Consider the following 20,470-nt stretch of genomic DNA (forward strand, 5'->3'; position numbering starts at 1 on the left):
GCATCCATGCTCAGTAAAATTGTTATTGCCAACAGAGGTGAAATCGCGCTTCGTATTTTACGTGCGTGTAAAGAACTCGGCATTCAGACTGTAGCCGTACATTCAGATGTAGATAAAGATTTATTGCATGTTCGTCTTGCCGATGAAACGGTATGTATAGGTCCTGCTCCAGCACAAAAAAGTTACCTTAATATCCCAGCCATTATTTCTGCTGCCGAAATTACTGATGCCGTAGCGATTCACCCTGGTTATGGATTTCTTTCTGAAAATGCTGATTTTGCGGAAATTGTAGAACAAAGCGGGTTTCGTTTTATCGGCCCCCGGGGTGACACCATTCGTCTTATGGGTGACAAAGTATCTGCTATCAACGCGATGAAAGCAGCCGGAGTTCCTTGTGTTCCTGGATCAGATGGCCCCTTGTCAGATGATGATCGCCTCAACTTAGAAATGGCCCGAAAAATTGGCTATCCCGTTATTATTAAAGCAGCGGGTGGCGGTGGTGGACGTGGTATGCGTGTTGTTAACGGCGAAGCCAATTTACTGAATGCCATAGCACTTACCAGTAGCGAAGCAAAAGCTGCATTTAATAATCCTATTGTTTACATGGAGAAATTCCTAGAAAATCCTCGCCATATTGAATTCCAAGTACTTGGAGATGGTAAAGGTAAAGCCATTCATCTCGGTGAACGTGACTGCTCCATGCAAAGACGCCATCAAAAAGTAGTGGAAGAAGCACCTGCCCCAGGAATTAGTCCTGAACTGAGAAAACAAATTGGTGCCTCTGTAGTCAAAGCGTGTCAAGACTTGCAATATCGTGGCGCAGGAACTTTTGAGTTCTTATATCAGGATGGATGTTTTTATTTTATTGAAATGAATACGCGAATCCAGGTTGAGCATCCCGTAACTGAAATGATCACTGGAATCGATTTAATTAAAGAACAAATCAAAATTGCTAGTGATATTCCGATGACGCTTACCCAAGAAGATATAAAACTGCACGGTCATGCAATTGAATGCCGAATCAATGCCGAAGATGCCAAAACCTTCATGCCCTCACCAGGAATGATAAAGTTATTGCATCAACCCGGAGGACCAGGTATTCGCTTTGACTCTCATATTTACAGCAGTTATACGGTTCCACCCAATTACGATTCCATGATAGGCAAGCTGATTAGTTATGGGGAAACACGTGCTGAGGCCATCGCAAGAATGCGAAATGCGCTTGATGAAATCATTATAGATGGTATAAAAACCAATATTGAATTACATCAACGTATTTTCCATGATCAATCTTTTATCGCTGGTGGTACTAATATCCACTACCTGGAAAAAATGTTGAAGGGCTAATGCTGTGTGGTTTCAATTAAAAGTAGAACATTGTCCAAGCAAAGAAATAGAACTACTTAGTGATGAGTTGGAAGAATTCGGTGCGCTGTCAGTTATGCTCACCGATAAAAATGACAACCCTGTTCTTGAGCCCGAACCGGGAACAACACCATTATGGCCTGAAGTTGTTATTCAGGCTTTATTTTCAGAAGTTTTTCAGGCGCAATATACCCGTGATCATTTATTGCAAGCGTACCCCGAATTAATCTGCTCCCTGGAGGTTCTGGAAGATAAAGATTGGGAAAGAGCTTGGATGGATGATTTTAAACCACACCGTTTTGGCCAACGCCTATGGATTTGCCCCACTTGGTCAACTCCTCCTGAACCCGATGCAGTCAATCTCATGCTCGATCCTGGGTTAGCTTTTGGCACCGGGACCCATCCTACGACTGCTTTATGCTTAACCTGGCTGGAACAGGCTGATTTAAAAAACAAATCGGTTATTGATTACGGTTGTGGCTCAGGAATACTTTCTTTGGCTGCATTAAAATTAGACGCAGGGGAAGTACATGCGGTAGATATTGACACGCAAGCCCTGCAAGCGACTCGGAATAACGCGTTAACCAATGGACTTGATGAACGCAAATTGTCAATTAGTATGCCCGAAGTAGTACACAAACCAGTCGATTTGATTATCGCAAACATTTTGTTGGCACCATTAATGAGCCTGAAAGAACGCTTTCAGCAATTGCTCAATCCTAAAGGAATGCTCATTGTCTCAGGCATCCTCGAAGAACAAGCTCTTGAGCTTATTGAAACGTACAGTTCAATATTCACTGCAATTCATCAGGAAAAGCTTAATGGATGGTCCTTATTGGCTTTTAAACATAAAACAGATTAAATTGTCATAACTTAGTGTAAGTACAAAGCATATCTTAAGAGTTTCGCTTCGCCGCACTCAGCCACGTTAGTTAAGGAAGTTATAATGGTCCAAGAACATACATTCTCTACGTTTAAACCTCAAAGAGCCCTGCTTAGTGTTTCCGATAAAAAAGGCATAGTAGAGCTAGGAAAAGTGCTCCACGAAATGGGCGTTGAACTGATTGCCACAGGAAATACTGCTGCATTACTTAAAGAAAATAAATTGCCTGTCCTTGATGTGAGTGAATGTACAGGTTTTCCCGAAATGATGGATGGTAGAGTTAAAACACTGCACCCAGCCATTCATGCAGGGTTATTAGCACGTAAAAAAAAGGATGAAAAAACGTTAAAAGAGCACTCCATTAAGCCCATCGATTTGCTGGTAATTAATTTATACCCATTTGAGCAAACCATTAGTAGGCCGGACTGTAATTTCAACGAGGCTATAGAGAATATCGATATTGGCGGACCAGCAATGATTCGATCAGCGGCAAAAAACCATGCAAATACGTTTGTGGTGGTAAAACCGGACGATTACCCGGAGCTTATTCACTATCTAAAAACACAAAAAACTCCTTCTGACTGGGGATTTACCTTAGCCAAAAAAGCCTTTGCACACACCGCCGCTTATGATGCCGCCATCACAAATTATCTGACTACATTAGATAAACAGTGTACTCCTTGTGGCTTTCCAGAGGTTCTAACCTGTCAATTTAATAAAATAACTGACTTGCGTTATGGAGAGAATCCACATCAAGAAGCTGCTTTTTATGTAGATAAAAATAGCTCATCCGGCTCTCTAGGTGCTGCGCAATTGCTCCAGGGTAAGCAATTGTCTTATAACAATATTCTAGACGCTGATGCTGCATTGGATTGTGTTAAATCGTTTTCTTGTGACAAACCTACTTGTGTTATTGTCAAGCATGCTAATCCTTGTGGAATTGCCATAAGTGATTCTCCTCTAAATGCTTATCTTAAAGCATTCCAATGTGATCCGACATCTGCCTACGGTGGGATCATTGCATTGAACCAAAAATTAGATGGAAATACAGCAAAAACGATTCTTGAAAAACAATTTGTAGAGGTTATTGTAGCACCTGAAGTCAGTAATGAAGCCAGAGAAATTCTTGCCAGCAAAGAAAATATTCGCGTCTTGATGACTGGATCTTGGAAGCCGGATGATGCATTTCGCTTGAATATGAAAAAAGTCGATGGAGGGTTATTGGTGCAAGAGCACGACTCACTTTCTCTAGGAAGTTATGAATTAAAAACCGTAACTCAAAAAAAACCATCCGAACAGCAAATGAATGATTTAATGTTTGCCTGGCTCGCCGCAAAACATGTCAAATCCAATGCAATTGTTTATGCTAAAGATGCAGTAACGATTGGTTTGGGAGGCGGCCAAACCAGTCGGGTTATGAGCGCTCGTATTGGTCTATGGCAGGCAGAGCTCATGGGATTTGATACTCATGGAGCAGTCATGGCTTCAGATGCATTTATTCCTTTTCCCGATACTGTGGATATTGCTGCAAAAGCAGGTATCTCTGCGATTATTCAACCAGGAGGTTCAATCAGAGACACACAAATTATCGCGTGTGCTGAAGAACACGGAATAATTATGGTGTTTACCGGAGTTCGCCACTTTAAACATTAGGAAAAATCTGGGTAAAAACGTAGTTTAGCCTGGGTGCAGCGAAGCGTAACCCAGGTTTGAGTGACCATCCAATTTCCCGGGTTACGCTTCGCTGCACCCAGGCTACGCATATTATGGAGAAATAAACTGTGAATACTCTTGTAATTACAGGGATTAGCCGGGGGATAGGATTAGAAACAGCAAAAATCTTCTTAAAAAATGACTGGCTCGTTATTGGAACCTCAACGAATGGGCGTACTTCTTTAAAACACCAGAACCTAAAAATCCATCCACTTAATTTAATCGATTCAGAACAAATTAATCACTTTGCGAAACAATTACCAAAAATTGACGTGTTAATTAACAATGCCGCTGTACTCCTGGAAGATTGGCGAGAAGAGAAAATTAACATGAGTCAACTAAGAGATACATTCAATATAAATGTATTTGGAACGATTGAATTAACCGAACAATGCATATCCAAGTTAAATCCTAATGCCCAAATCATTAATATTTCTTCAGGATGGGGTACTTTCAGTTCCAATGACTCTGCCTCAGTCCCGCACTACAAAATGTCAAAGTCATGCTTGAACATGTATACCCTGCTTCTGGCAAAAAGATTATCTGGAATTACTGTCTCCAGTTTCGATCCAGGTTGGGTCAAAACAGATATGGGAACTAACAATGCTCTTAAACTTCCTTCTGAAACGGCACAGGAGATTTATGATTTAGTTCAGATGAAGAAGAAAAGCGGTTGCCTGTGGCATGAAGGAAAAATTAGAAATTGGTAAATTTACTTAAATAAGCAAGAATTTCAAAAACACCACATAATGCTTACTTAATAATCATATCGTATAATTCTGTATAGTAATTATTTTATTTCAGAAATGGTATTATTATGACTGTTAAAGTTGATTTTCGTTGTGCTTTTTTGGAGTATTTACTCGATCCTTCCTGGAAAAATAAAAAAGAGCTTAGAAGAGTAAGTATAGAATTATATTATTCCGCGGCAAAAACAGCAAAAGAGAAGAAACAAGATGCTGATATAGACGATATAAATACAGAAATATCAACCTCTATCAATGAAGCAATTAAAAATATATATATATCACAAAAGCAATTAGATGCTCTGTTGAGTATTAACTTGAATCTTCCCAAGATAGAGGCGGCTTTTGGTACGGTATTATCAGCTCTTACAGGTACATTACAAGGAATAGCAGATGATGACGAGGAAGGGATAAAACAAGAAGAAAATAGTCGCATAGTTAACGACAAGCACTATAAAGCATTCGCTGCTATCTATCCTATTGAGCTGGATGGACATCGGATAACAAAAGAGGACTCAACGGCTGGGCAAGCAGCTTTAACCCTTAGCGAAACTCTTTTATCTATAACAGCAAAAATTCATAATGCCGATAAATTAGAAGAAAGTGATACACGCGATATTAATCAAGCTTATGAGAAAGCGAAAGGCCAAGGTATTGAAAACCATCGCGGATTTAATTTTAAAGAAAAGTTCTATAATTTTTGTCGAGCTGTAAGCTGCATTTTTATTTTACCTATTGGCTACTATGTGCACCAGGGTTCTCTTTGGACTACAGTAAAAACAAAAACTCAAGAAGATGTTGATAAGTCTCAAGAAGCAATTGGTGAATATCAACAATCTTTAAAAAAACAATAGAGCTTGCTAAACATCAATAAAAAAACCAAAATATACTCCTGTTAATTTGTCTAACAGGAGTTAGGATGACCCATGACAAAGAACTTGCCGAGTTATTGCACGCAATAGCCGAAAAAAGTCTGCAAATTATTTCTGAGATAAAGGAAACTCCTTTACAAGTTCCCGTGATAATCAACCAGTACATTGAGTTGACGGAGCACTTCCAAAATGTAATGAGTATTCTTTTACAGAATCCGGAAAAAATCTGGGAAATGCAACTTGCATACTGGCAGGATGCATTTAATTTAGCACAAACCCAATTGCAACATTGGTTAAATGGGACATCTATGCCCATAAATGACCCCCGTTTTCATGAAGAAGACTGGTTACATAATCCGTTTTTTAATATGTTAACCCAGCACTACCTTTTAGCCAGTCAGCATATGAATGCTTTATTTGAAAATCTGGAATATCCTGACCCAAATACAGCAAAACGCCTGCAATTTTTTACCAAACAATATTTAGATGCATTATCCCCTGCTAATTTTCTGCATACGAATCCCCAAATCATGGATGAAACATTGAAAAGTCATGGCAAAAATTTATTGCAGGGACTTCATAATTTACTTTCCGATCTGGAAGTAGGCTCTCCACGCCTCATGATCAAAATGACGGATACACAGGCATTTGAGCTCGGTAAAAATATCGCCATTACTCCCGGAAAAGTAGTCTTTCGCAACAACATGATGGAGCTTATCCAATACACACCTCAAACTGCGAAAGTAAAATCGACTCCTCTTCTTATGATTCCACCCTGGATAAATAAATACTATATTCTTGACTTAAGCCCACATAACTCACTTATTCTCTGGCTAGTGAAACAAGGGATTACTGTATTTATCATTTCCTGGATTAATCCAGATTCAAATTTCTCTCATAAAAGTTTGTATGATTATTTGAATGAAGGACCATTAACTGCGATTAGTACAATTCAAAAACAACTCCATGTAAAGCAAGTGAATACCATGGGATTTTGTATCGGTGGAACACTTCTATCCATGTTGCTTGCATATAATAAAGCACATCAAGACAACTCCATTCGTAGTGCAACCTTTTTGGCTTCAATGATTGATTTCAGTGACCCTGGCGATATTGCTGTTTTCATTGATGAGCAACAAATTGCAAAACTGGAAGATGAAATGAAGTCTAAAGGCTATCTTGCTGGGAAATTTATGGCTTCAAGTTTTAACTCACTACGGGCAAATGACTTAATTTGGTCTTTTTTTATTAAAAACTATTTACGAGGCAAAAACCCGGTTCCTTTTGATATATTGTACTGGAATTCAGACTCTACCAACATGCCAGCAACAATGCATTCTCAATATTTAAGATGGATGTATTTGCATAATGATCTGGTAAAACCGGGCAAGATCCATCTTAATCATACTCCAATTGATGTCAGTACAATTGATATACCTACCTTTTTTCTCTCAACAGAAAAAGATCATATAGCCCCATGGAAAACCACCTACTTGGGCTTCCAACTTATGAATGGACCTAAACGCTTTGTGCTTGGTGGATCAGGGCATATCGCAGGAATTATCAACGCCCCTGATGCCAAAAAATACGGCTATAAAGTCAATCATCATGTTCCTGCTCATGCAGAGCAATGGCTAGAACAAGCAACAGAACATCCCGGCTCATGGTGGCCAGAATGGCTAAAATGGTTAAAAACTCATTCAGGGAAACTGATACCTGCTCCTGACTTGAATCAACTGCCATTAAAACCTTTAATGGATGCACCAGGTAGTTATGTGATGAAAAAATAATTGTAGCCTGGGTGAAGCGAAGCGAAACCCGGGTTTTCCTGCCACAGACCTCCCGGGTTACGCACCCAAGCTACGTTTCAACTAATTCTTTTTCAATTGTTACGTAATCAATTTTTCCCGAAGGTAAAACAGGAATTTTGCTTCCTGAAAAAATTTTATGAGGAATAAGTAATTCCGAATAAGCCAATTCTTGTATTTTCTTAACAAAACTCACTTTATCTGCATTGGCAGCCTCGCTGTAGAGTATAATCTGCTCTCCTTTTTTGGGACTTTTCTTGCTCACTGCAGCATGCAATAATTCAGGCCAAATTGAGGCAGCAACCCCCTCCACGGCAGTAAGGGAAACCATTTCTCCAGCAATCTTTGCAAAACGTTTTGCTCGGCCAGCTATAGTAATGAATCCTTCTTCATTCATAGTGATTATATCTCCAGTATCATGCCATCCATCTTCTGGAGCAATAATCGTCCCAAGTTGTTCAGACGAGAGGTACCCTTTCATAATATTAGGGCCACTCACTATAAAACGCCCTCCTTCAGCGATACCATCTACCGGTTGAACTCGACCCTCCATAAAAGGGAGTAATATCCCCACGCTGCCAGGAAAAGAAGCTAAAGGACAATTCATGGAAATCACTGGTGAAGCTTCTGTAGCACCATATCCTTCATAAATCTTTACCCCGAAGGTATCTATCCAATGTCGAATCGTTTCCGGCTTTACTTTCTCAGCACCAGCAAAAATGTAACGTACACTGCTGAAGTCATGTCGTTCGGCGGCTCGAGCATACCCCGTTAAAAAAGTATCAGTCCCGAGGACAATGGTCGCGCCAGTTTGATAAATCAAGCCAGGGATTATTTTATAATGCAAGGGAGATGGATAAAAAAAGCAATTAATTCCATGTATTAGAGGAAGGATTGAACCCGTAGTCAATCCAAAACAATGAAATATGGGCAAGGCATTAAAGAATTTATCACGAGAAGAAAAATCCACTCGCGAAGTGAGTTGGTAACAATTCGCCACTAAATTAGAATGGGATAAAACAACCCCTTTTGGAACTCCTTCAGAACCTGAAGTAAATAATATAACACCTGCCTTTTCAGGAGAAACCGGCTTTCCAATTAATTGATAAGCTCGAGATGGAAACACCCCCTTAAGTAACCCAGAAAGTTTATGACCTAATTTGATAGAAGATTTAAAATCCTCTAAGAAATAAACGTTTAGCCCTGCTTTCTGTAATTCCTCGACTAAACTTTCCAGTTTTGCAGTAGTTACAAATTGTCGTGCTGTATAAATAGTTTTTACTTCTGCAACCTTACACGTGCCCAATAAATTATGAAGTCCCAAGCTAAAATTCAACATGGCTGGAATACGTCGATAGGCATGCAAAGCAAAAAAAGTAACCATACCCGCAATCGTTGTAGGTAACATAATCCCTACATGTTCTCCCACTTGCGTTTGTTTTTTAATTTGTCTGCCTAAAATAAAACAACGTGCAAGAAATTGCTTAGGAGTTAATGGCGCTCGGTTTGTGTCTTCAATTTTTGCCTTATTTTTTGTTCCTAATGCAACTCCGTGAATAAGTGCTTCAAACATTGTCATTGGTTGAAAACTGTTTGCAAAAGCGAGTTCACTAATCAAACGAAACAAACGAGTACTCATAGCATTTCGATTCAGAGGCTTATCTACGTCCTGTATGAAGGATTGTGTGGGCAAAACATGTAAAATAACTTTAGGGAATAAACGAATAAGATGTTTATCCTTACTTATAGAAAAAATACTGTGCTGCGCTCCATCAATTCGTATCGGGATAACTGAAGCCCCCGCCTTTTGTAACACCACTCCAGGAGCATCAAAAACTTTCAAGCTTTCCTCCTGTAATCCAATTCCCTGAGGAAAAATAACACAACGCTTTCCTTCCCGTATTGCTTTTACTAAAGCTCTTGCCGCAAAAGCATTTGTAGAGTCAATGACAATGACATCGGCAAAAAGCATCATTACCTTCATCCAAAGTTTACCTGATGAGCGTGGAGGGAACGCTACAGTCAATTGCTCCGGTAAAAAAGCAGCGAGCAAAAGCAAATCAATTTTTGAGGTTCTATTGGCAATAATCACCGAGTTAGGCTCAGGTCGATAATTTCCACGCAATTCTACTTTAAACCAGTGAGCCAATATTGCTCTAATCCATCTACGAGCGCGCTGCTTTTGTCGTTCCTTTCGCGTAACGTGTTCCATGTTTTTGTTTCTCTTATAAAAATTCGCTTTGGTTATACCCAATGAATCATTTTTTTTCAAGATTGCAACGGATATCCAGGTGTAATAGACTTCTTAATCAATTGATTGTAAAGGGACAGTAGCGATACTAGGGTTTGACCCTAATATCGATTTATCCTACACAAAAATAAATCCTATGAAATACCGAATCATTCATCCAGTTAAATCACTCTTCATTGTTTTAACCTTGGTGTCCCTAATTACTGCTGCCTTCTTTTTTCAAAAATACTCACGTGAAATTATTAACTGGATTGATCATCTTGGTTGGCTTGCCCCTATTTTCTTTTTAATTATCTATTGTCTTGCAACCATTATGTTCTTGCCAACTATGGTGATTACTTTAGCAGGAGGAGCACTTTTTGGCCCTTTCTTTGGTACCCTGCTCAATTTATTAGGTGCAACAAGCGGCGCTGCGTTCTCTTTTTTAATTACAAGGCACTTGATTTATAACTGGTTTTCTCAAAGAAAAGGAGAAAAGCTAAGCAAATTAATCTCCGCTGTAGAACAAAAAGGATGGGTGATTGTCGCCCTTTTGCGATTAGTTCCAATTATTCCTTTTAATATCGTCAATTATGGTTTAGGGATAACAGCAATAAAATTTCGCTCTTATCTGATCATTACGTTCATTTTTCTTATTCCAGCTGAAATTGTTTATACTTATTTTGGTTATGCTGGAATGGAGTTCTTATTAAAACAAGGCGCATTTTATAAAAATACTGAAATTTTAATCGCTTCCCTAGTACTCTTATTGTTATGTGTTATTAAGTTTTTGCATCTTAATAATTTTCGTTGCAAACATTCAGAGAAGAAGACAACTGATTGAGCAATGGATGATCGACCGTAAAAACAAGGTCATCTAAAGAAAACACGGAACGAATACCCTGCAATGAATTCGTTATAAAAAGACCATCCGCGCCCTTAAGCATTGCTTTTGTGATAGAAACTTCCGTGCAGCTTATACCTTGTTGTTTAGAAAGCTGAAGTACTCTTGAGCGAGTAATACCGGGAAGTACACCATCAGTCAAAGGAGGAGTCAGCAAACTCTTATCCTTTAGCAAAAATAAATTAGCACAGGTAGTTTCAGTTGCAACATGCCGCAGGTTAAAAAACAAAGCATCATCAGCACCTAAAGCAATTGCTTGCCGACGGGCTAGTATCGCTTCCAAATAATTGACCGACTTAACTTGATATATAGGATTAGTACCATCTCTTAGCCATGGCACACTAACTAATTTCAGTGGATAGGTTTCCACAGAATAATTAAAAGTTTGGAAGATAAGTTGACTTATCTGTCCTCGCGCTGCTAATCCTCTAGGTGCAGAACCACCGCTTAATATCGCCTTGATACCACCATGATATAAATTATCTTGCTTAATTTTGCTCAGCAGATGTTCTAACCAATGCTCAAAAGAAAGATCAAAGGGGATATCTAATTTTTGCGCGGAGTCACCTAACCTCTGCCAATGCAAATAAGCACAGCATGGCGTGGAGGCCTCCACTCGAAGCGTTTCAAACAAGCCCTCGCCTAAAAAGATGCGATCATCTATTGGAAACGCAAAACTGCTTTCCCTCTCTGTGAGTACTCGTGTCCGGCTCATAAACTCTAGTTAAACCTTAATTGTCAGTTGAATCTACTACGAGTTTTATTAGATTTCGTTTCCAAACCGTCGCAAAAGACTAATCGGTTTAGTAGTCTCCAAAATCATCCAGTTCATCGCGCAAACGTTTTTCATCTAACATATTTTCCAACCTCCTACGTGCATCCAAACCACGAGGAACCGTTTCCATAACCTCCGCTTCAACATCCAATTCACTATCAACATCGACGAAGTCTTCTCCGACCTCTACAACAGCATCTTCATCATCTTCAAACAAATCACTCATACCATTCTCTCAATGAGTTATACTGTACTAGACCCTATCCAAAAGGATCATAAAAAACCAGGACGGCTTATATACCTTATTTTTACACTCTTGACTAGTTTTTTAAAAAAAAATAGCATTTCCTTAGGATTTCAGAGTGACAAATTTTTTAGAGCATTGCAATACCTTGAATTTTTACCATAAAAAATCGATAATTTAATATGAGCAATACACTGATACTTGTATGACAGATCAAGTCAAGAAAGCTTTAAGAGACACGATGAAAGAAATACGATCCAAGATATCTATTTCATATCGTGCTACTGCTTCAAATCAAATTTGCACGCGCATCCGTTTGCTAGAGCAATATCGACATGCCAAGCACATAGCATTTTATTTTTCAGTCAATGGTGAAATTGATTTAGATGAGCTCTGGAAGAATGCACTCTTACAAGGAAAACTCTGTTACTTCCCAGTTCTCAATGAGGATTTAACCCTGTCTTTTTTGCCTGCAACATCAGATACCTCTTTCCAAAAGAATCGCTACGGAATTGCCGAACCTGATGTTAATCCCGATTTAGCCATTCCTGTACAAGAATTGGATTTGGTTTTAGTTCCATTAGTTGCTTTTGATGTACGCTGTAATCGCCTCGGTATGGGTGCTGGTTATTACGACCGTACCTTTAAAGGGAAAGAGAATTGTCCATTACTTGGCGTAGCTTATCAATTCCAGCGTGTAGATGATTATCTTGAGCCAGAACCCTGGGATATTCAACTCAACGCCGTCATTACCCAACGTGCCATTTATTGGTATGGCGGATAATTCACGAAGCGTTCGCGCCCTATTTACCGAAAGGGTGTATTTGGCACATCTTTCGCGAAACAATACTTCGAAAGCATCACATACTGATGTATGCTATGTTTCCTCAATATCATTTTCGCGAAACCTGCGCGCAAATCAATCTTTACCCAAGATACCTGAATAAATAATTCAAGTTTTTAAACTAAATCTAGAAAAAACAAGCTCAACTGCTTTTCTACGTTAAAGCATCAGCATTAATTTCGCCGGTGCGCACACGGATTACTTGTTGCAGCTCATAAACAAAAATTTTGCCATCTCCAATTTTACCGGTATAAGCCGACTTGCAAATTGCTTCAATTGCGGCTTCAACCATATCATCAGGCAAAGCGAGTTCAATTTTAATTTTAGGAAGAAAATCCACTACATATTCAGCACCACGATACAACTCAGTATGACCTTTTTGTCTACCAAAGCCACGCGTCTCAGAAATGGTTATTCCGGGTACCCCTATTTCCATTAAAGCCTCATGAACATCATCTAATTTAAAAGGCTTAATAATTGCCATAATCATTTTCATAAAATATTCCGCTGTGATTATACTTTTGTTAGACTCTTTGCAAGCAATAGCTCAAGCAAAACTAAAAGGAGTGATTATGTTCGACCCCAAACAATTTGACGATTTAGCAAAAAAACTTTTTGCCGCTCTCCCCCCCAGTCTACAAAACATTGAAAAAGACATCCAACAAAAATTTAAAGATGTACTCCAAGCTGCTTTTGCTCATATGGATCTTATTACCCGCGAAGAATTTGATGTGCAAACCAAAGTTTTGGCTCGAACTCGAGAAAAGGTGGATCATCTTCAAAAGCAACTCGATGTTTTAATAGCCCAGCTCAATAAAGAACAAAAGTAATTACAGTGTAAACTTAAGGTCTATTTTACAATTCCCCCGGACTTGATCCAGGGCAAAATGCTGCGATTTTAGAGCACCGAAACGGAGCATACACGAAGTATGTGAGTATCGGAGCGCAGAAAATCGCGGCATTTTGGCCAAGAAAGTAGAATTGTAAATAGACCCTAGGCGACAATAGAGCTCTTGCAGGTTATGCACGAACCCTAATAGGAAATTTTGTCGCTCATTTTGTCCAACATTAAAGGAATAGCAATGAATCTTTCGTTTACTAAAACGCGTAGTACAATTGGGATATTGGCACAACCCGTGTCAGTAGAAGTACATTTATCGAATGGATTGCCGAGCTTTACAATAGTAGGCCTCGCTGAAACCGCAGTGAAAGAAAGTAAGGATCGCGTACGCTCTGCTATTATTAATAGCCAATTTGAATTTCCTTGCCGTAAAATTACAGTAAATTTGGGTCCTGCTGATTTACCTAAAACTGGAAGCGGTTTTGATTTACCAATCGCTCTTGGTATTCTGGCCGCTTCCCACCAAATTCCCCAAAACCAATTAGCCAACCATGAGTTTATAGCAGAACTTGCTTTAAGCGGTGAGCTTCGAGGCATTTCTGCAATTATTCCCGCAGTATTGGCAGCACATAACGACCAAAGTTTACTTATTATCGCTACTGCGAACGCTCATGAAGCATCTTTAACCGGTTATCAAAACATCTATAGCGCAAACAATTTGCGTGAAGTATGCAGCTATCTTTGCCAAGGAACTTCATTATACTCCTTACCACCCAAGCCAGAATCTTGTTCAGCACAATACACAATGGACTGGTCCGATATCAAAGGACAGTTTCACGCGAAAAAAGCAATGGAAATTGCCGCTTGTGGTGGACACAGTATTCTACTAAGTGGTGCTCCTGGAAGCGGTAAGACCATGTTAGCAAAACGGTTTAATACACTCTTACCTCAATTATCTGAAAAAGAGGCTTTAGAATGTGTCGTCATCAATTCCATACGCGGTAAATTACCTGATTTTAGTGAATGGCGCTCCCCGCCTTTCCGCTCCCCACATCATACTGCCTCACCTGTATCTTTAGTTGGTGGAGGTAATCCCCCGAAACCAGGAGAAATCTCTCTGGCGCATCATGGAGTTTTGTTTCTTGATGAATTACCTGAATTTAGCCGGCAAGTCCTAGAGACGTTAAGACAACCACTTGAAGCAGGAACAATATGCATTTCAAGAGCTGCTGCACAAACAGAATTCCCAGCTAAATTCCAGCTCATTGCAGCAATGAATCCCTGTCCGTGCGGGCAATGGGGTAATCCTCAAGCGAACTGTTTATGCAGCCCCGATCAAATTAAGCGTTATCATGCCAAGATTTCAGCCCCCTTATTAGATCGTATGGACATGCATATTTCGGTACACGCGTTAACTCAGGAAGAATTAATTACCCCTAACATTAATCCTAATAAACAAAGTGATCTTATTCGGGAAAAGGTAATCAAAGTACGAACCCTTCAATTAGAGCGACAAAAGTGTCTTAATGCTTCGTTAAGTGCCGATAATTGTGAAAAAATTTGTGCATTAGGCATCCAAGAACAAAATTTTTTACGTCAGTCTACACTGCAACTCAAACTGTCTGCTCGAGGATATCATCGCTTATTGAAGGTTGCGCGAACTATAGCGGATATGAGCGAAAGCAGTCAGGTTTTTCAAACTCATTTACAACAGGCATTGTCTTTTAGACATATTTTGCGCACGTCTGGGAGCTTATAATGAACAGAAACCGTTGCACTTTTTTGCGCTTGAATTAGGGTCTGTTTGCAATTCCCCTGGACTTGATCCGGGGTAAAATGCTGAGATTTTAGAGCACCGAAACGGAGCATGCACGAAGTATGTGAGTATCGGAGCGCATAAAATCGCAGCATTTTGGCTAAAAAAGTAGAATTGTAAACAGCCCCTAAGGTAACCCTAAATTCAAATGTAAATTTAATAAGCGTATAAGGTAATATATTATCGGGACAAACACGCCGAGTGTTAAAATAATGATGATTACAGATATTGAATAATGTTTCGTTCCATCACCCAGAATTTCATTATTGCCATAGATTTTTTTTCTTTTGCTCAAAAGATAAATTAAAAGAATTAAACCATAAAAAAAACTGGAGAAGAAACTGATTCGCACCAATAAATCAGGCATATCTTGGCTGTTCAAATAATCAATGGGGAAGTTGATGAGAAAAAGACATAAAAGCCAAATAAACATTGTTTTCGCAGATTTTTTTTGCTCCTCCAAAGCGACGAACCAAGTAAGCATCATGGGAAAAATTAGCAAAGAAAAATAATACATCCAGCCAAAAGGACTCATAAATAACATCATAGCCAATGTGATGCAAAAGGGCTGGTGATTGACGGGTTTGCTTTCAGTTGGCCCCATTTTTCTCCAATACCAAAGAAGCAAAATAACAAAGAGCACACCATAAAATAAATTAATTGGTATTAAATAAGACATATTAGGGAGTTTCTCTCCACCAAAAAAAAGACGAAAAATGAAACCATAAATTGAGGCATTCCAATCATCGCCATACCAAAATACATTATTCATCATGTTGAAATAGTGTTTATAAATCATTGGACCATGGGACAGGACAGGAAGAAATACAGCGATTAAGAGGGTAACGATCATCGTCACAAGAACTCTCTTCCGCCCTTGTTTTAAGGCATAGAAAAATAACAATGCGGGGAATAATTTAATCGCAATAATAATGCCCCATAATATACCTGCAAAATAGTCGCGTTGATTCAAATAAAAATAATAACCCAACATGATGAAAAACAATAAAATGCAGCCAAATTGTTGCGTTGCAAAATTCATTAATGTCGGAAAAAATGCGAAATAAAGAAGATATAAACTTATATAGTTTTTCTGCAAAAATTGATTAGAAAAAGCGTAACGAAATGTAATGGTTATACCAATTATTCCCAAAACAAGAGAAAAACAAAACCAAACAATTAATGCATTGGAAAAACTTAATCGTGCCAAAAAAACAAAGCTCCACAAAACAAAGGGTGGATTTAAATTGGCAGGTAGTATTTTTATGGATGGCGAGTATGTTGTAAAAAAATTTCTATAAGGATTTTCGCCTTGCAGAAATGCCTGAGTCGAATAATAGAATGAAGAAAGATCAATCCGTTGATAATGTTTAAAAATGAAAAAAGAAAGCACGCAATAGAAACTCAGAAGCACGAGAATGCATATTTGCTGATAGCGATGACTCATGAAAGTATCCTTAAGTCTTTTCCTGTTTCCTTTGTGGGTATTAGAACAGGGGCGGTTTACCTTTTACTAGTCTTGAGTCAAAATGGCCTGATTTTCGAGTACCGAAGCGCAGCATACACAAAGTATGTGAGCATAGCAGCGCAGAAAATCAGGACAGTTTGGCCAAGATAGTAGAAATGTAAACCGACCCTACTATCTTTGGTTACATAAAGCATCAAAAATTGCCATACGCACAAAAACACCGTTAGTAACTTGCTGCAATATAAAAGAGTTTGCGCCATCTGCCACATCGCTGTCTATTTCAACACCACGATTTATAGGCCCTGGATGCATCACCATCGCATCGGAGTTAGCATAAGCCAAGTTTTCTTTTGTTAAAGCAAAATCACGGCGATAAGAATCTAAATCCAAATGATCCGATTCCAATAAGCGCTCGTGTTGTACCCGCAAACAAATCACTACATCTGCATCAGTTAATCCATCACGTAAATCATGAGTTACCCGTCCATAATGCACTGTTTTCGGCTGCCAAAGTTCTGGCGCTACTAAAACAAGCTCACCTACCCCCAATTGTGCGCAAATGCATTGAAATGAATTGGCTACTCGCGAATGCCTGATGTTTCCTAGAATTGCTATTTTTAATTGATCCAACTGCGGTTTTTGTTCAAGAATTGTCATCATATCCAGCAAAGCTTGGCTAGGATGTGCATGGGTACCATCACCTGCATTAATGATATGAGCACTCGCCCCAATTTGATTCGCTAAACTTTGCTGTAAGCCCTCTTGCTTATGACGAATCACAAAATGTTGAATTCCCATGGCAGCAAGGTTACGGATTGTATCTTCAATAACTTCTCCTTTAGTTTCTGAAGAGCTTTGCAGATTCAAATTAATTACCGGCATAGACAAACGATTTGCAGCCAACTCAAAACTCACTCGAGTGCGAGTACTGTTTTCATAAAACAAAGTCGCAACAGGATGTTGTGCATAGGAAGGATAGTGATTATGGTGTTTGAAATAGACTGCACGCTGCAGTAAGGACTCAATCTGTTGTCGTGATAATTGACTAATCTCTAAAAAATGATTCATAAAACCCTTATTTTTAACTTAACCGCCAGGAATTTTGGGTCTGGTTCCATTCGCTAGCTTGAGCCAAAATGACTTGATTTTCGAGTACCGAAGCGCATTATACATGAAGTATGTGAGGCATCGAAGTACAGAAAGTCAGGCCATTTGGACCAAGATAGTAGAAATAGAAACATATCCTACTCAGGATGTTGCAGCCATTGCTCCAGTATAACACACGCCGCTATACTATCTACCTCAGACTGTTTGATTTTACGATATCCACCTTGTGCAAACAATTGCTCTCTAGCTTCTACAGTTGAGAGTCGTTCGTCAACTAAATGTACTGGCAGAGAAAATCGTTTACGTAATTCTTTAGCAAATCGTCGTGCGGCAGAAGTTGTATACAATTCACTGCCATCGATACAGGTGGGAATACCAACTATTAATGCTTGAGGCGACCATTCAGCAATAACTTTAGCCACTGCATCCCAATCAGGAATACCCAAACGTGCACTAAGAGTTGCAAGAGGAGAAGCACTGCATGTGAGTTGCTGACCTACTGCAACACCAATGCGTTTATAACCAAAATCAAAACCTATATAAACAGGACTAGGCATGGCCAATATTTGAACTAAGTTGACTCATTTTGATCCCCAAAGTGGATCCCGCATATTCCCAACGATCTTCGAAGGGCACCTCATACAGAATCTCTGAGCGATATGGGCAAATTAACCAAGTATTTTCGAGAAGTTCTTTTTCTAATTGATTCTCTACCCATCCAGCATAACCTAAAGTAATTAAAACATCTTTAGGTCCTTTATCTTCTGCAATGGCGCGAATAATATCATTTGAGGTGGTAACCGTCACCTCATCTTGCAAAAACAAGCTGGAACGCCAACCGCCAAATTGTTTATGAATAACAAATCCCCTCTCAGGTTGTACAGGGCCACCAAACATTAAAGGCATGTGGCTTTGCTCCATACGAACTGGCTCAATATGGAGTTGCTCAAAAACAATTGCTAAAGGAAATTGCATTGGACGATTTATAATTAAGCCTACTGAACCTTGCTCATGGTGTTCGCAAATATAAATAACGGTTCGTTCAAAATTAGGATCATTGAGGGAAGGCATTGCAATCAGTAAGTGGTTAGCCAATGAGCTTATAATTGCCATGAGCCCTCCTGAAAGGTCAGTTTATTTAATTAGTATCTCTATATTAATTATATACCATAAACAAATTGTTTAATTTTTATTCTACTATTAAAGATCACGTTCAACTGAAACCTTTACATAAAGTGTTGCTTGCTGAGAGAATGGTCTTCCTGCTGTATAAGATACAGACGTAGAATCAGTATCCTGTGTTCCCTCAGCAGTTCCTAGAGAAACCCACTTATTCAATGGAACCATTACAGTGGTATCTATATTTTGGTTATCAAATTGTTGCCCTCCCGCAGGATCTTGCTGTTCGCGTACTCGACGCAGCTTTAATTCGACCTTTGAACCACGCATGATCGGTTGTACCAGTAAACCATTTTTGATCTGATGCTGTTGGTAAGCGATTCCTGTTGTAAAAAATCCTGCACCTACTGAAGTGATAATGGGTACTTCTTCATCGGTAGATACGAAAGCAGATTCGCCACTCATTACATTAACGGATTGTGAGCGCTTTACTTCAGCTGGAGATTTTGAGCTGTAGCTTACGGAATTTTCATTTTGTGCACTAAGCCAATCCGGATCACCTTGATAAATAGAAATTTTAAATGTTACAGGGGGTACATCAAGTTGGTGTATTACGGTTCTGATTTGGGTAAGTGTTTCCGGTGAAACCTGAACCACTAAAGTTTCCCCAGAACCGCTTATTTTTTCTCCAGTTTGCAATAAGGGTTGTACTAATTGGATAACTTTTTGGACTGGAACATAGTGTAATTCAATGACTTTTGTGATTGTTTGGGAAAATACATTACTTGCTAACAACAATAATCCTATTAGGCAAAATCGTTGCATCCTGAGCTCCTTGTTCCTGTTCCCTAGACAATGAGAAAAATTTATAGTGGTAAACCCTAGTATTTTCAATTGTAGACCAATATGAAGGATTCATGGGGAAAATTGAAAATATTTTTATTTTTAACCCCGAAAGATTAAAGAATAAAATGAAAAAATCTTCGAACTCTGATTCAATAGTTTTGTTCCTGAAAAAGTTTGGGTATACTTCTCAAAAATTTGCTTAAGAGATGCAAACATGGGTAGCATATTTAACATATTTGGTCCTTCGCCGATAAGGCCCATAGAACAACACATGCGTAAAGTACATCAATGTGCCAAACAGCTCTACCCATTTTTTGAAGTGGTCCTAAAAAAAGATTGGACTAATGCCAATAAGATAGCTGAAAAAATAATTTCTCTAAAAAAAGAAGCCGATTTAATCAAGCGAGATCTACGTCTTCATTTGCCTACCGGCCTCTTTCTTCCTGTTTCTCGCACTGACTTGCTGGAAGTGCTTAGCGCCCAGAATCTCATTGCAAAAAAAACTAAAGGCATCGTAAAACTCATTACAAGCAGACAAATGATCATTCCAGAGTCACTTGTCCCTGTTTTTATGCCTTTTTTAAGTCGTTGCCTTGATGCCTCAAAGCAAGCATGTAAAGCAATCAATGAATTGGATGAGTTGCTTGAAGCAGGCTTCAGGGGATCTGAAGTTAAAATCGTTGAAGAAATGATTGTAACCCTTTCTGAGATTGAACATGACAGCGATGAGCGCCTGGCAGATATCAGACATCGTATTTTTGAAATCGAAAAAGATTTACCTGCAATTGATGCAATTTTCCTCTACGAATTGGTCCAATTAATTGATGATTTAGCCGATAGTGCTCAGCGCGTAGGCAATCTTCTTCAAATACTAATAGCTCGGTAGTCA

General features: G+C 39.1%; 20 protein-coding genes. 11 read left to right on the forward strand and 9 right to left on the reverse strand.

The genetic code is table 11. The features are described from left to right. Window positions 1-6: 6 nt before the first annotated feature. The 6 genes from accC to Lani_RS04680 all read left to right on the forward strand — a co-directional run bounded on the left by accC (window position 7) and on the right by Lani_RS04680 (window position 7,369). A complete protein-coding gene (gene accC / locus Lani_RS04655) occupies window positions 7-1,347 on the forward strand; it encodes an acetyl-CoA carboxylase biotin carboxylase subunit (RefSeq protein WP_019233549.1) in 1,341 nt (446 codons plus the stop codon). A gap of 4 nt (window positions 1,348-1,351) precedes the next feature. Next, complete coding sequence (prmA, locus tag Lani_RS04660) at window positions 1,352-2,227, forward strand: 50S ribosomal protein L11 methyltransferase (protein ID WP_019233548.1); 876 nt, start codon at window positions 1,352-1,354, stop codon at window positions 2,225-2,227. Window positions 2,228-2,311: 84 nt separating this feature from the next. After that, window positions 2,312-3,901 (forward strand): bifunctional phosphoribosylaminoimidazolecarboxamide formyltransferase/IMP cyclohydrolase, encoded by a 1,590-nt coding sequence (purH, locus tag Lani_RS04665; protein WP_019233547.1) that lies wholly within the window; start codon window positions 2,312-2,314, stop codon window positions 3,899-3,901. 128 nt (window positions 3,902-4,029) lie between these two features. Then, complete coding sequence (locus Lani_RS04670; protein ID WP_019233546.1) at window positions 4,030-4,671, forward strand: SDR family NAD(P)-dependent oxidoreductase; 642 nt, start codon at window positions 4,030-4,032, stop codon at window positions 4,669-4,671. A 107-nt stretch (window positions 4,672-4,778) separates the two neighbouring features. Next, on the forward strand, window positions 4,779-5,561 hold the full coding sequence (locus Lani_RS04675; protein WP_019233545.1) for a hypothetical protein: 783 nt from the start codon (window positions 4,779-4,781) through the stop codon (window positions 5,559-5,561). A gap of 65 nt (window positions 5,562-5,626) precedes the next feature. Further along, window positions 5,627-7,369, forward strand: a complete 1,743-nt coding sequence (locus tag Lani_RS04680; RefSeq protein ID WP_019233544.1) for a PHA/PHB synthase family protein — start codon at window positions 5,627-5,629, stop codon at window positions 7,367-7,369. Between the two features lie 70 nt (window positions 7,370-7,439). Here Lani_RS04680 and Lani_RS04685 read toward each other — a convergent pair whose 3' ends face one another. Next, on the reverse strand, window positions 7,440-9,599 hold the full coding sequence (locus Lani_RS04685; protein WP_019233543.1) for an AMP-binding protein: 2,160 nt from the start codon (window positions 9,597-9,599) through the stop codon (window positions 7,440-7,442). A 175-nt stretch (window positions 9,600-9,774) separates the two neighbouring features. Here Lani_RS04685 and Lani_RS04690 point away from each other — a divergent pair, with 175 nt between their 5' ends. Then, on the forward strand, window positions 9,775-10,461 hold the full coding sequence (locus Lani_RS04690; protein WP_019233542.1) for a TVP38/TMEM64 family protein: 687 nt from the start codon (window positions 9,775-9,777) through the stop codon (window positions 10,459-10,461). Here the strand turns inward: Lani_RS04690 and Lani_RS04695 are convergent. Together Lani_RS04695 and Lani_RS04700 are read right to left on the reverse strand one after the other, a co-directional pair. Beyond that, window positions 10,415-11,236: an aminotransferase class IV gene (locus tag Lani_RS04695; protein ID WP_019233541.1), complete on the reverse strand. Its 822-nt coding sequence runs from the start codon at window positions 11,234-11,236 to the stop codon at window positions 10,415-10,417. The two genes, Lani_RS04690 and Lani_RS04695, sit on opposite strands and share 47 nt — an antisense overlap. An 88-nt stretch (window positions 11,237-11,324) precedes the next feature. Further along, window positions 11,325-11,522 carry a PA3496 family putative envelope integrity protein gene (locus Lani_RS04700; RefSeq protein ID WP_019233540.1) on the reverse strand — a complete coding sequence of 66 codons (198 nt, stop codon included), beginning with the start codon at window positions 11,520-11,522 and terminating at the stop codon, window positions 11,325-11,327. A gap of 223 nt (window positions 11,523-11,745) precedes the next feature. On the opposite strand from Lani_RS04700, the gene Lani_RS04705 reads away from it, so the two are divergent. Then, window positions 11,746-12,324, forward strand: a complete 579-nt coding sequence (locus tag Lani_RS04705; protein ID WP_040522501.1) for a 5-formyltetrahydrofolate cyclo-ligase — start codon at window positions 11,746-11,748, stop codon at window positions 12,322-12,324. Between the two features lie 214 nt (window positions 12,325-12,538). Here Lani_RS04705 and Lani_RS04710 read toward each other — a convergent pair whose 3' ends face one another. Next, window positions 12,539-12,880 (reverse strand): P-II family nitrogen regulator, encoded by a 342-nt coding sequence (locus Lani_RS04710; RefSeq protein WP_019233538.1) that lies wholly within the window; start codon window positions 12,878-12,880, stop codon window positions 12,539-12,541. A 76-nt stretch (window positions 12,881-12,956) separates the two neighbouring features. On the opposite strand from Lani_RS04710, the gene ubiK reads away from it, so the two are divergent. Beyond that, window positions 12,957-13,214 (forward strand): ubiquinone biosynthesis accessory factor UbiK, encoded by a 258-nt coding sequence (ubiK, locus tag Lani_RS04715; RefSeq protein ID WP_019233537.1) that lies wholly within the window; start codon window positions 12,957-12,959, stop codon window positions 13,212-13,214. A 252-nt stretch (window positions 13,215-13,466) separates the two neighbouring features. Next, window positions 13,467-14,984, forward strand: coding sequence for a YifB family Mg chelatase-like AAA ATPase (locus Lani_RS04720; RefSeq protein ID WP_019233536.1), 1,518 nt, complete (start codon window positions 13,467-13,469; stop codon window positions 14,982-14,984). Between the two features lie 184 nt (window positions 14,985-15,168). On the opposite strand, the gene Lani_RS04725 is transcribed toward Lani_RS04720, so the two are convergent. The 5 genes from Lani_RS04725 to Lani_RS04745 form a co-directional block, all read right to left on the reverse strand. Continuing rightward, a complete protein-coding gene (locus tag Lani_RS04725) occupies window positions 15,169-16,488 on the reverse strand; it encodes a glycosyltransferase family 87 protein (protein WP_040522498.1) in 1,320 nt (439 codons plus the stop codon). 192 nt (window positions 16,489-16,680) lie between these two features. Next, entirely contained in the window at window positions 16,681-17,577 is an 897-nt protein-coding gene (locus Lani_RS04730) for an aspartate carbamoyltransferase catalytic subunit (protein WP_019233533.1), read from the reverse strand. 176 nt (window positions 17,578-17,753) lie between these two features. Further along, window positions 17,754-18,173 (reverse strand): Holliday junction resolvase RuvX, encoded by a 420-nt coding sequence (gene ruvX / locus Lani_RS04735; protein WP_019233532.1) that lies wholly within the window; start codon window positions 18,171-18,173, stop codon window positions 17,754-17,756. Continuing rightward, window positions 18,166-18,729 carry a YqgE/AlgH family protein gene (locus Lani_RS04740; RefSeq protein ID WP_019233531.1) on the reverse strand — a complete coding sequence of 188 codons (564 nt, stop codon included), beginning with the start codon at window positions 18,727-18,729 and terminating at the stop codon, window positions 18,166-18,168. Before Lani_RS04740 ends, ruvX begins: the two co-directional genes overlap by 8 nt. Window positions 18,730-18,816: 87 nt before the next feature. Next, the gene (locus Lani_RS04745; RefSeq protein ID WP_019233530.1) at window positions 18,817-19,560 is read right to left on the reverse strand and encodes a type II/III secretion system protein; all 744 of its coding nucleotides are present in this window, start codon (window positions 19,558-19,560) and stop codon (window positions 18,817-18,819) included. A gap of 235 nt (window positions 19,561-19,795) precedes the next feature. Between Lani_RS04745 and Lani_RS04750 the strand changes: the two genes are divergently transcribed. Next, entirely contained in the window at window positions 19,796-20,467 is a 672-nt protein-coding gene (locus Lani_RS04750) for a TIGR00153 family protein (protein WP_040522496.1), read from the forward strand. Window positions 20,468-20,470: the final 3 nt, after the last annotated feature.

Origin of the sequence: Legionella anisa, from assembly GCF_001467525.1 — a bacterium.
In the GTDB taxonomy this organism is placed as follows: Bacteria; Pseudomonadota; Gammaproteobacteria; order Legionellales; family Legionellaceae; genus Legionella; species Legionella anisa.

Excerpts from the sequence above, each read along its gene's own strand:
- Lani_RS04750 (WP_040522496.1), top strand. The coding sequence starts at position 19,796 with ATGGGTAGCATATTTAACATATTTGGTCCTTCGCCGATAAGGCCCATA.
- Lani_RS04680 (WP_019233544.1), top strand. The coding sequence starts at position 5,627 with ATGACCCATGACAAAGAACTTGCCGAGTTATTGCACGCAATAGCCGAA.
- accC (WP_019233549.1), top strand. The coding sequence starts at position 7 with ATGCTCAGTAAAATTGTTATTGCCAACAGAGGTGAAATCGCGCTTCGT.
- Lani_RS04675 (WP_019233545.1), top strand. The coding sequence starts at position 4,779 with ATGACTGTTAAAGTTGATTTTCGTTGTGCTTTTTTGGAGTATTTACTC.
- Lani_RS04730 (WP_019233533.1), bottom strand. The coding sequence starts at position 17,577 with ATGAATCATTTTTTAGAGATTAGTCAATTATCACGACAACAGATTGAG.
- purH (WP_019233547.1), top strand. The coding sequence starts at position 2,312 with ATGGTCCAAGAACATACATTCTCTACGTTTAAACCTCAAAGAGCCCTG.
- Lani_RS04705 (WP_040522501.1), top strand. The coding sequence starts at position 11,746 with ATGACAGATCAAGTCAAGAAAGCTTTAAGAGACACGATGAAAGAAATA.
- Lani_RS04710 (WP_019233538.1), bottom strand. The coding sequence starts at position 12,880 with ATGAAAATGATTATGGCAATTATTAAGCCTTTTAAATTAGATGATGTT.
- Lani_RS04700 (WP_019233540.1), bottom strand. The coding sequence starts at position 11,522 with ATGAGTGATTTGTTTGAAGATGATGAAGATGCTGTTGTAGAGGTCGGA.
- Lani_RS04720 (WP_019233536.1), top strand. The coding sequence starts at position 13,467 with ATGAATCTTTCGTTTACTAAAACGCGTAGTACAATTGGGATATTGGCA.
- Lani_RS04685 (WP_019233543.1), bottom strand. The coding sequence starts at position 9,599 with ATGGAACACGTTACGCGAAAGGAACGACAAAAGCAGCGCGCTCGTAGA.
- Lani_RS04740 (WP_019233531.1), bottom strand. The coding sequence starts at position 18,729 with ATGGCAATTATAAGCTCATTGGCTAACCACTTACTGATTGCAATGCCT.
- ruvX (WP_019233532.1), bottom strand. The coding sequence starts at position 18,173 with ATGCCTAGTCCTGTTTATATAGGTTTTGATTTTGGTTATAAACGCATT.
- Lani_RS04690 (WP_019233542.1), top strand. The coding sequence starts at position 9,775 with ATGAAATACCGAATCATTCATCCAGTTAAATCACTCTTCATTGTTTTA.
- Lani_RS04695 (WP_019233541.1), bottom strand. The coding sequence starts at position 11,236 with ATGAGCCGGACACGAGTACTCACAGAGAGGGAAAGCAGTTTTGCGTTT.
- ubiK (WP_019233537.1), top strand. The coding sequence starts at position 12,957 with ATGTTCGACCCCAAACAATTTGACGATTTAGCAAAAAAACTTTTTGCC.
- Lani_RS04745 (WP_019233530.1), bottom strand. The coding sequence starts at position 19,560 with ATGCAACGATTTTGCCTAATAGGATTATTGTTGTTAGCAAGTAATGTA.
- Lani_RS04725 (WP_040522498.1), bottom strand. The coding sequence starts at position 16,488 with ATGAGTCATCGCTATCAGCAAATATGCATTCTCGTGCTTCTGAGTTTC.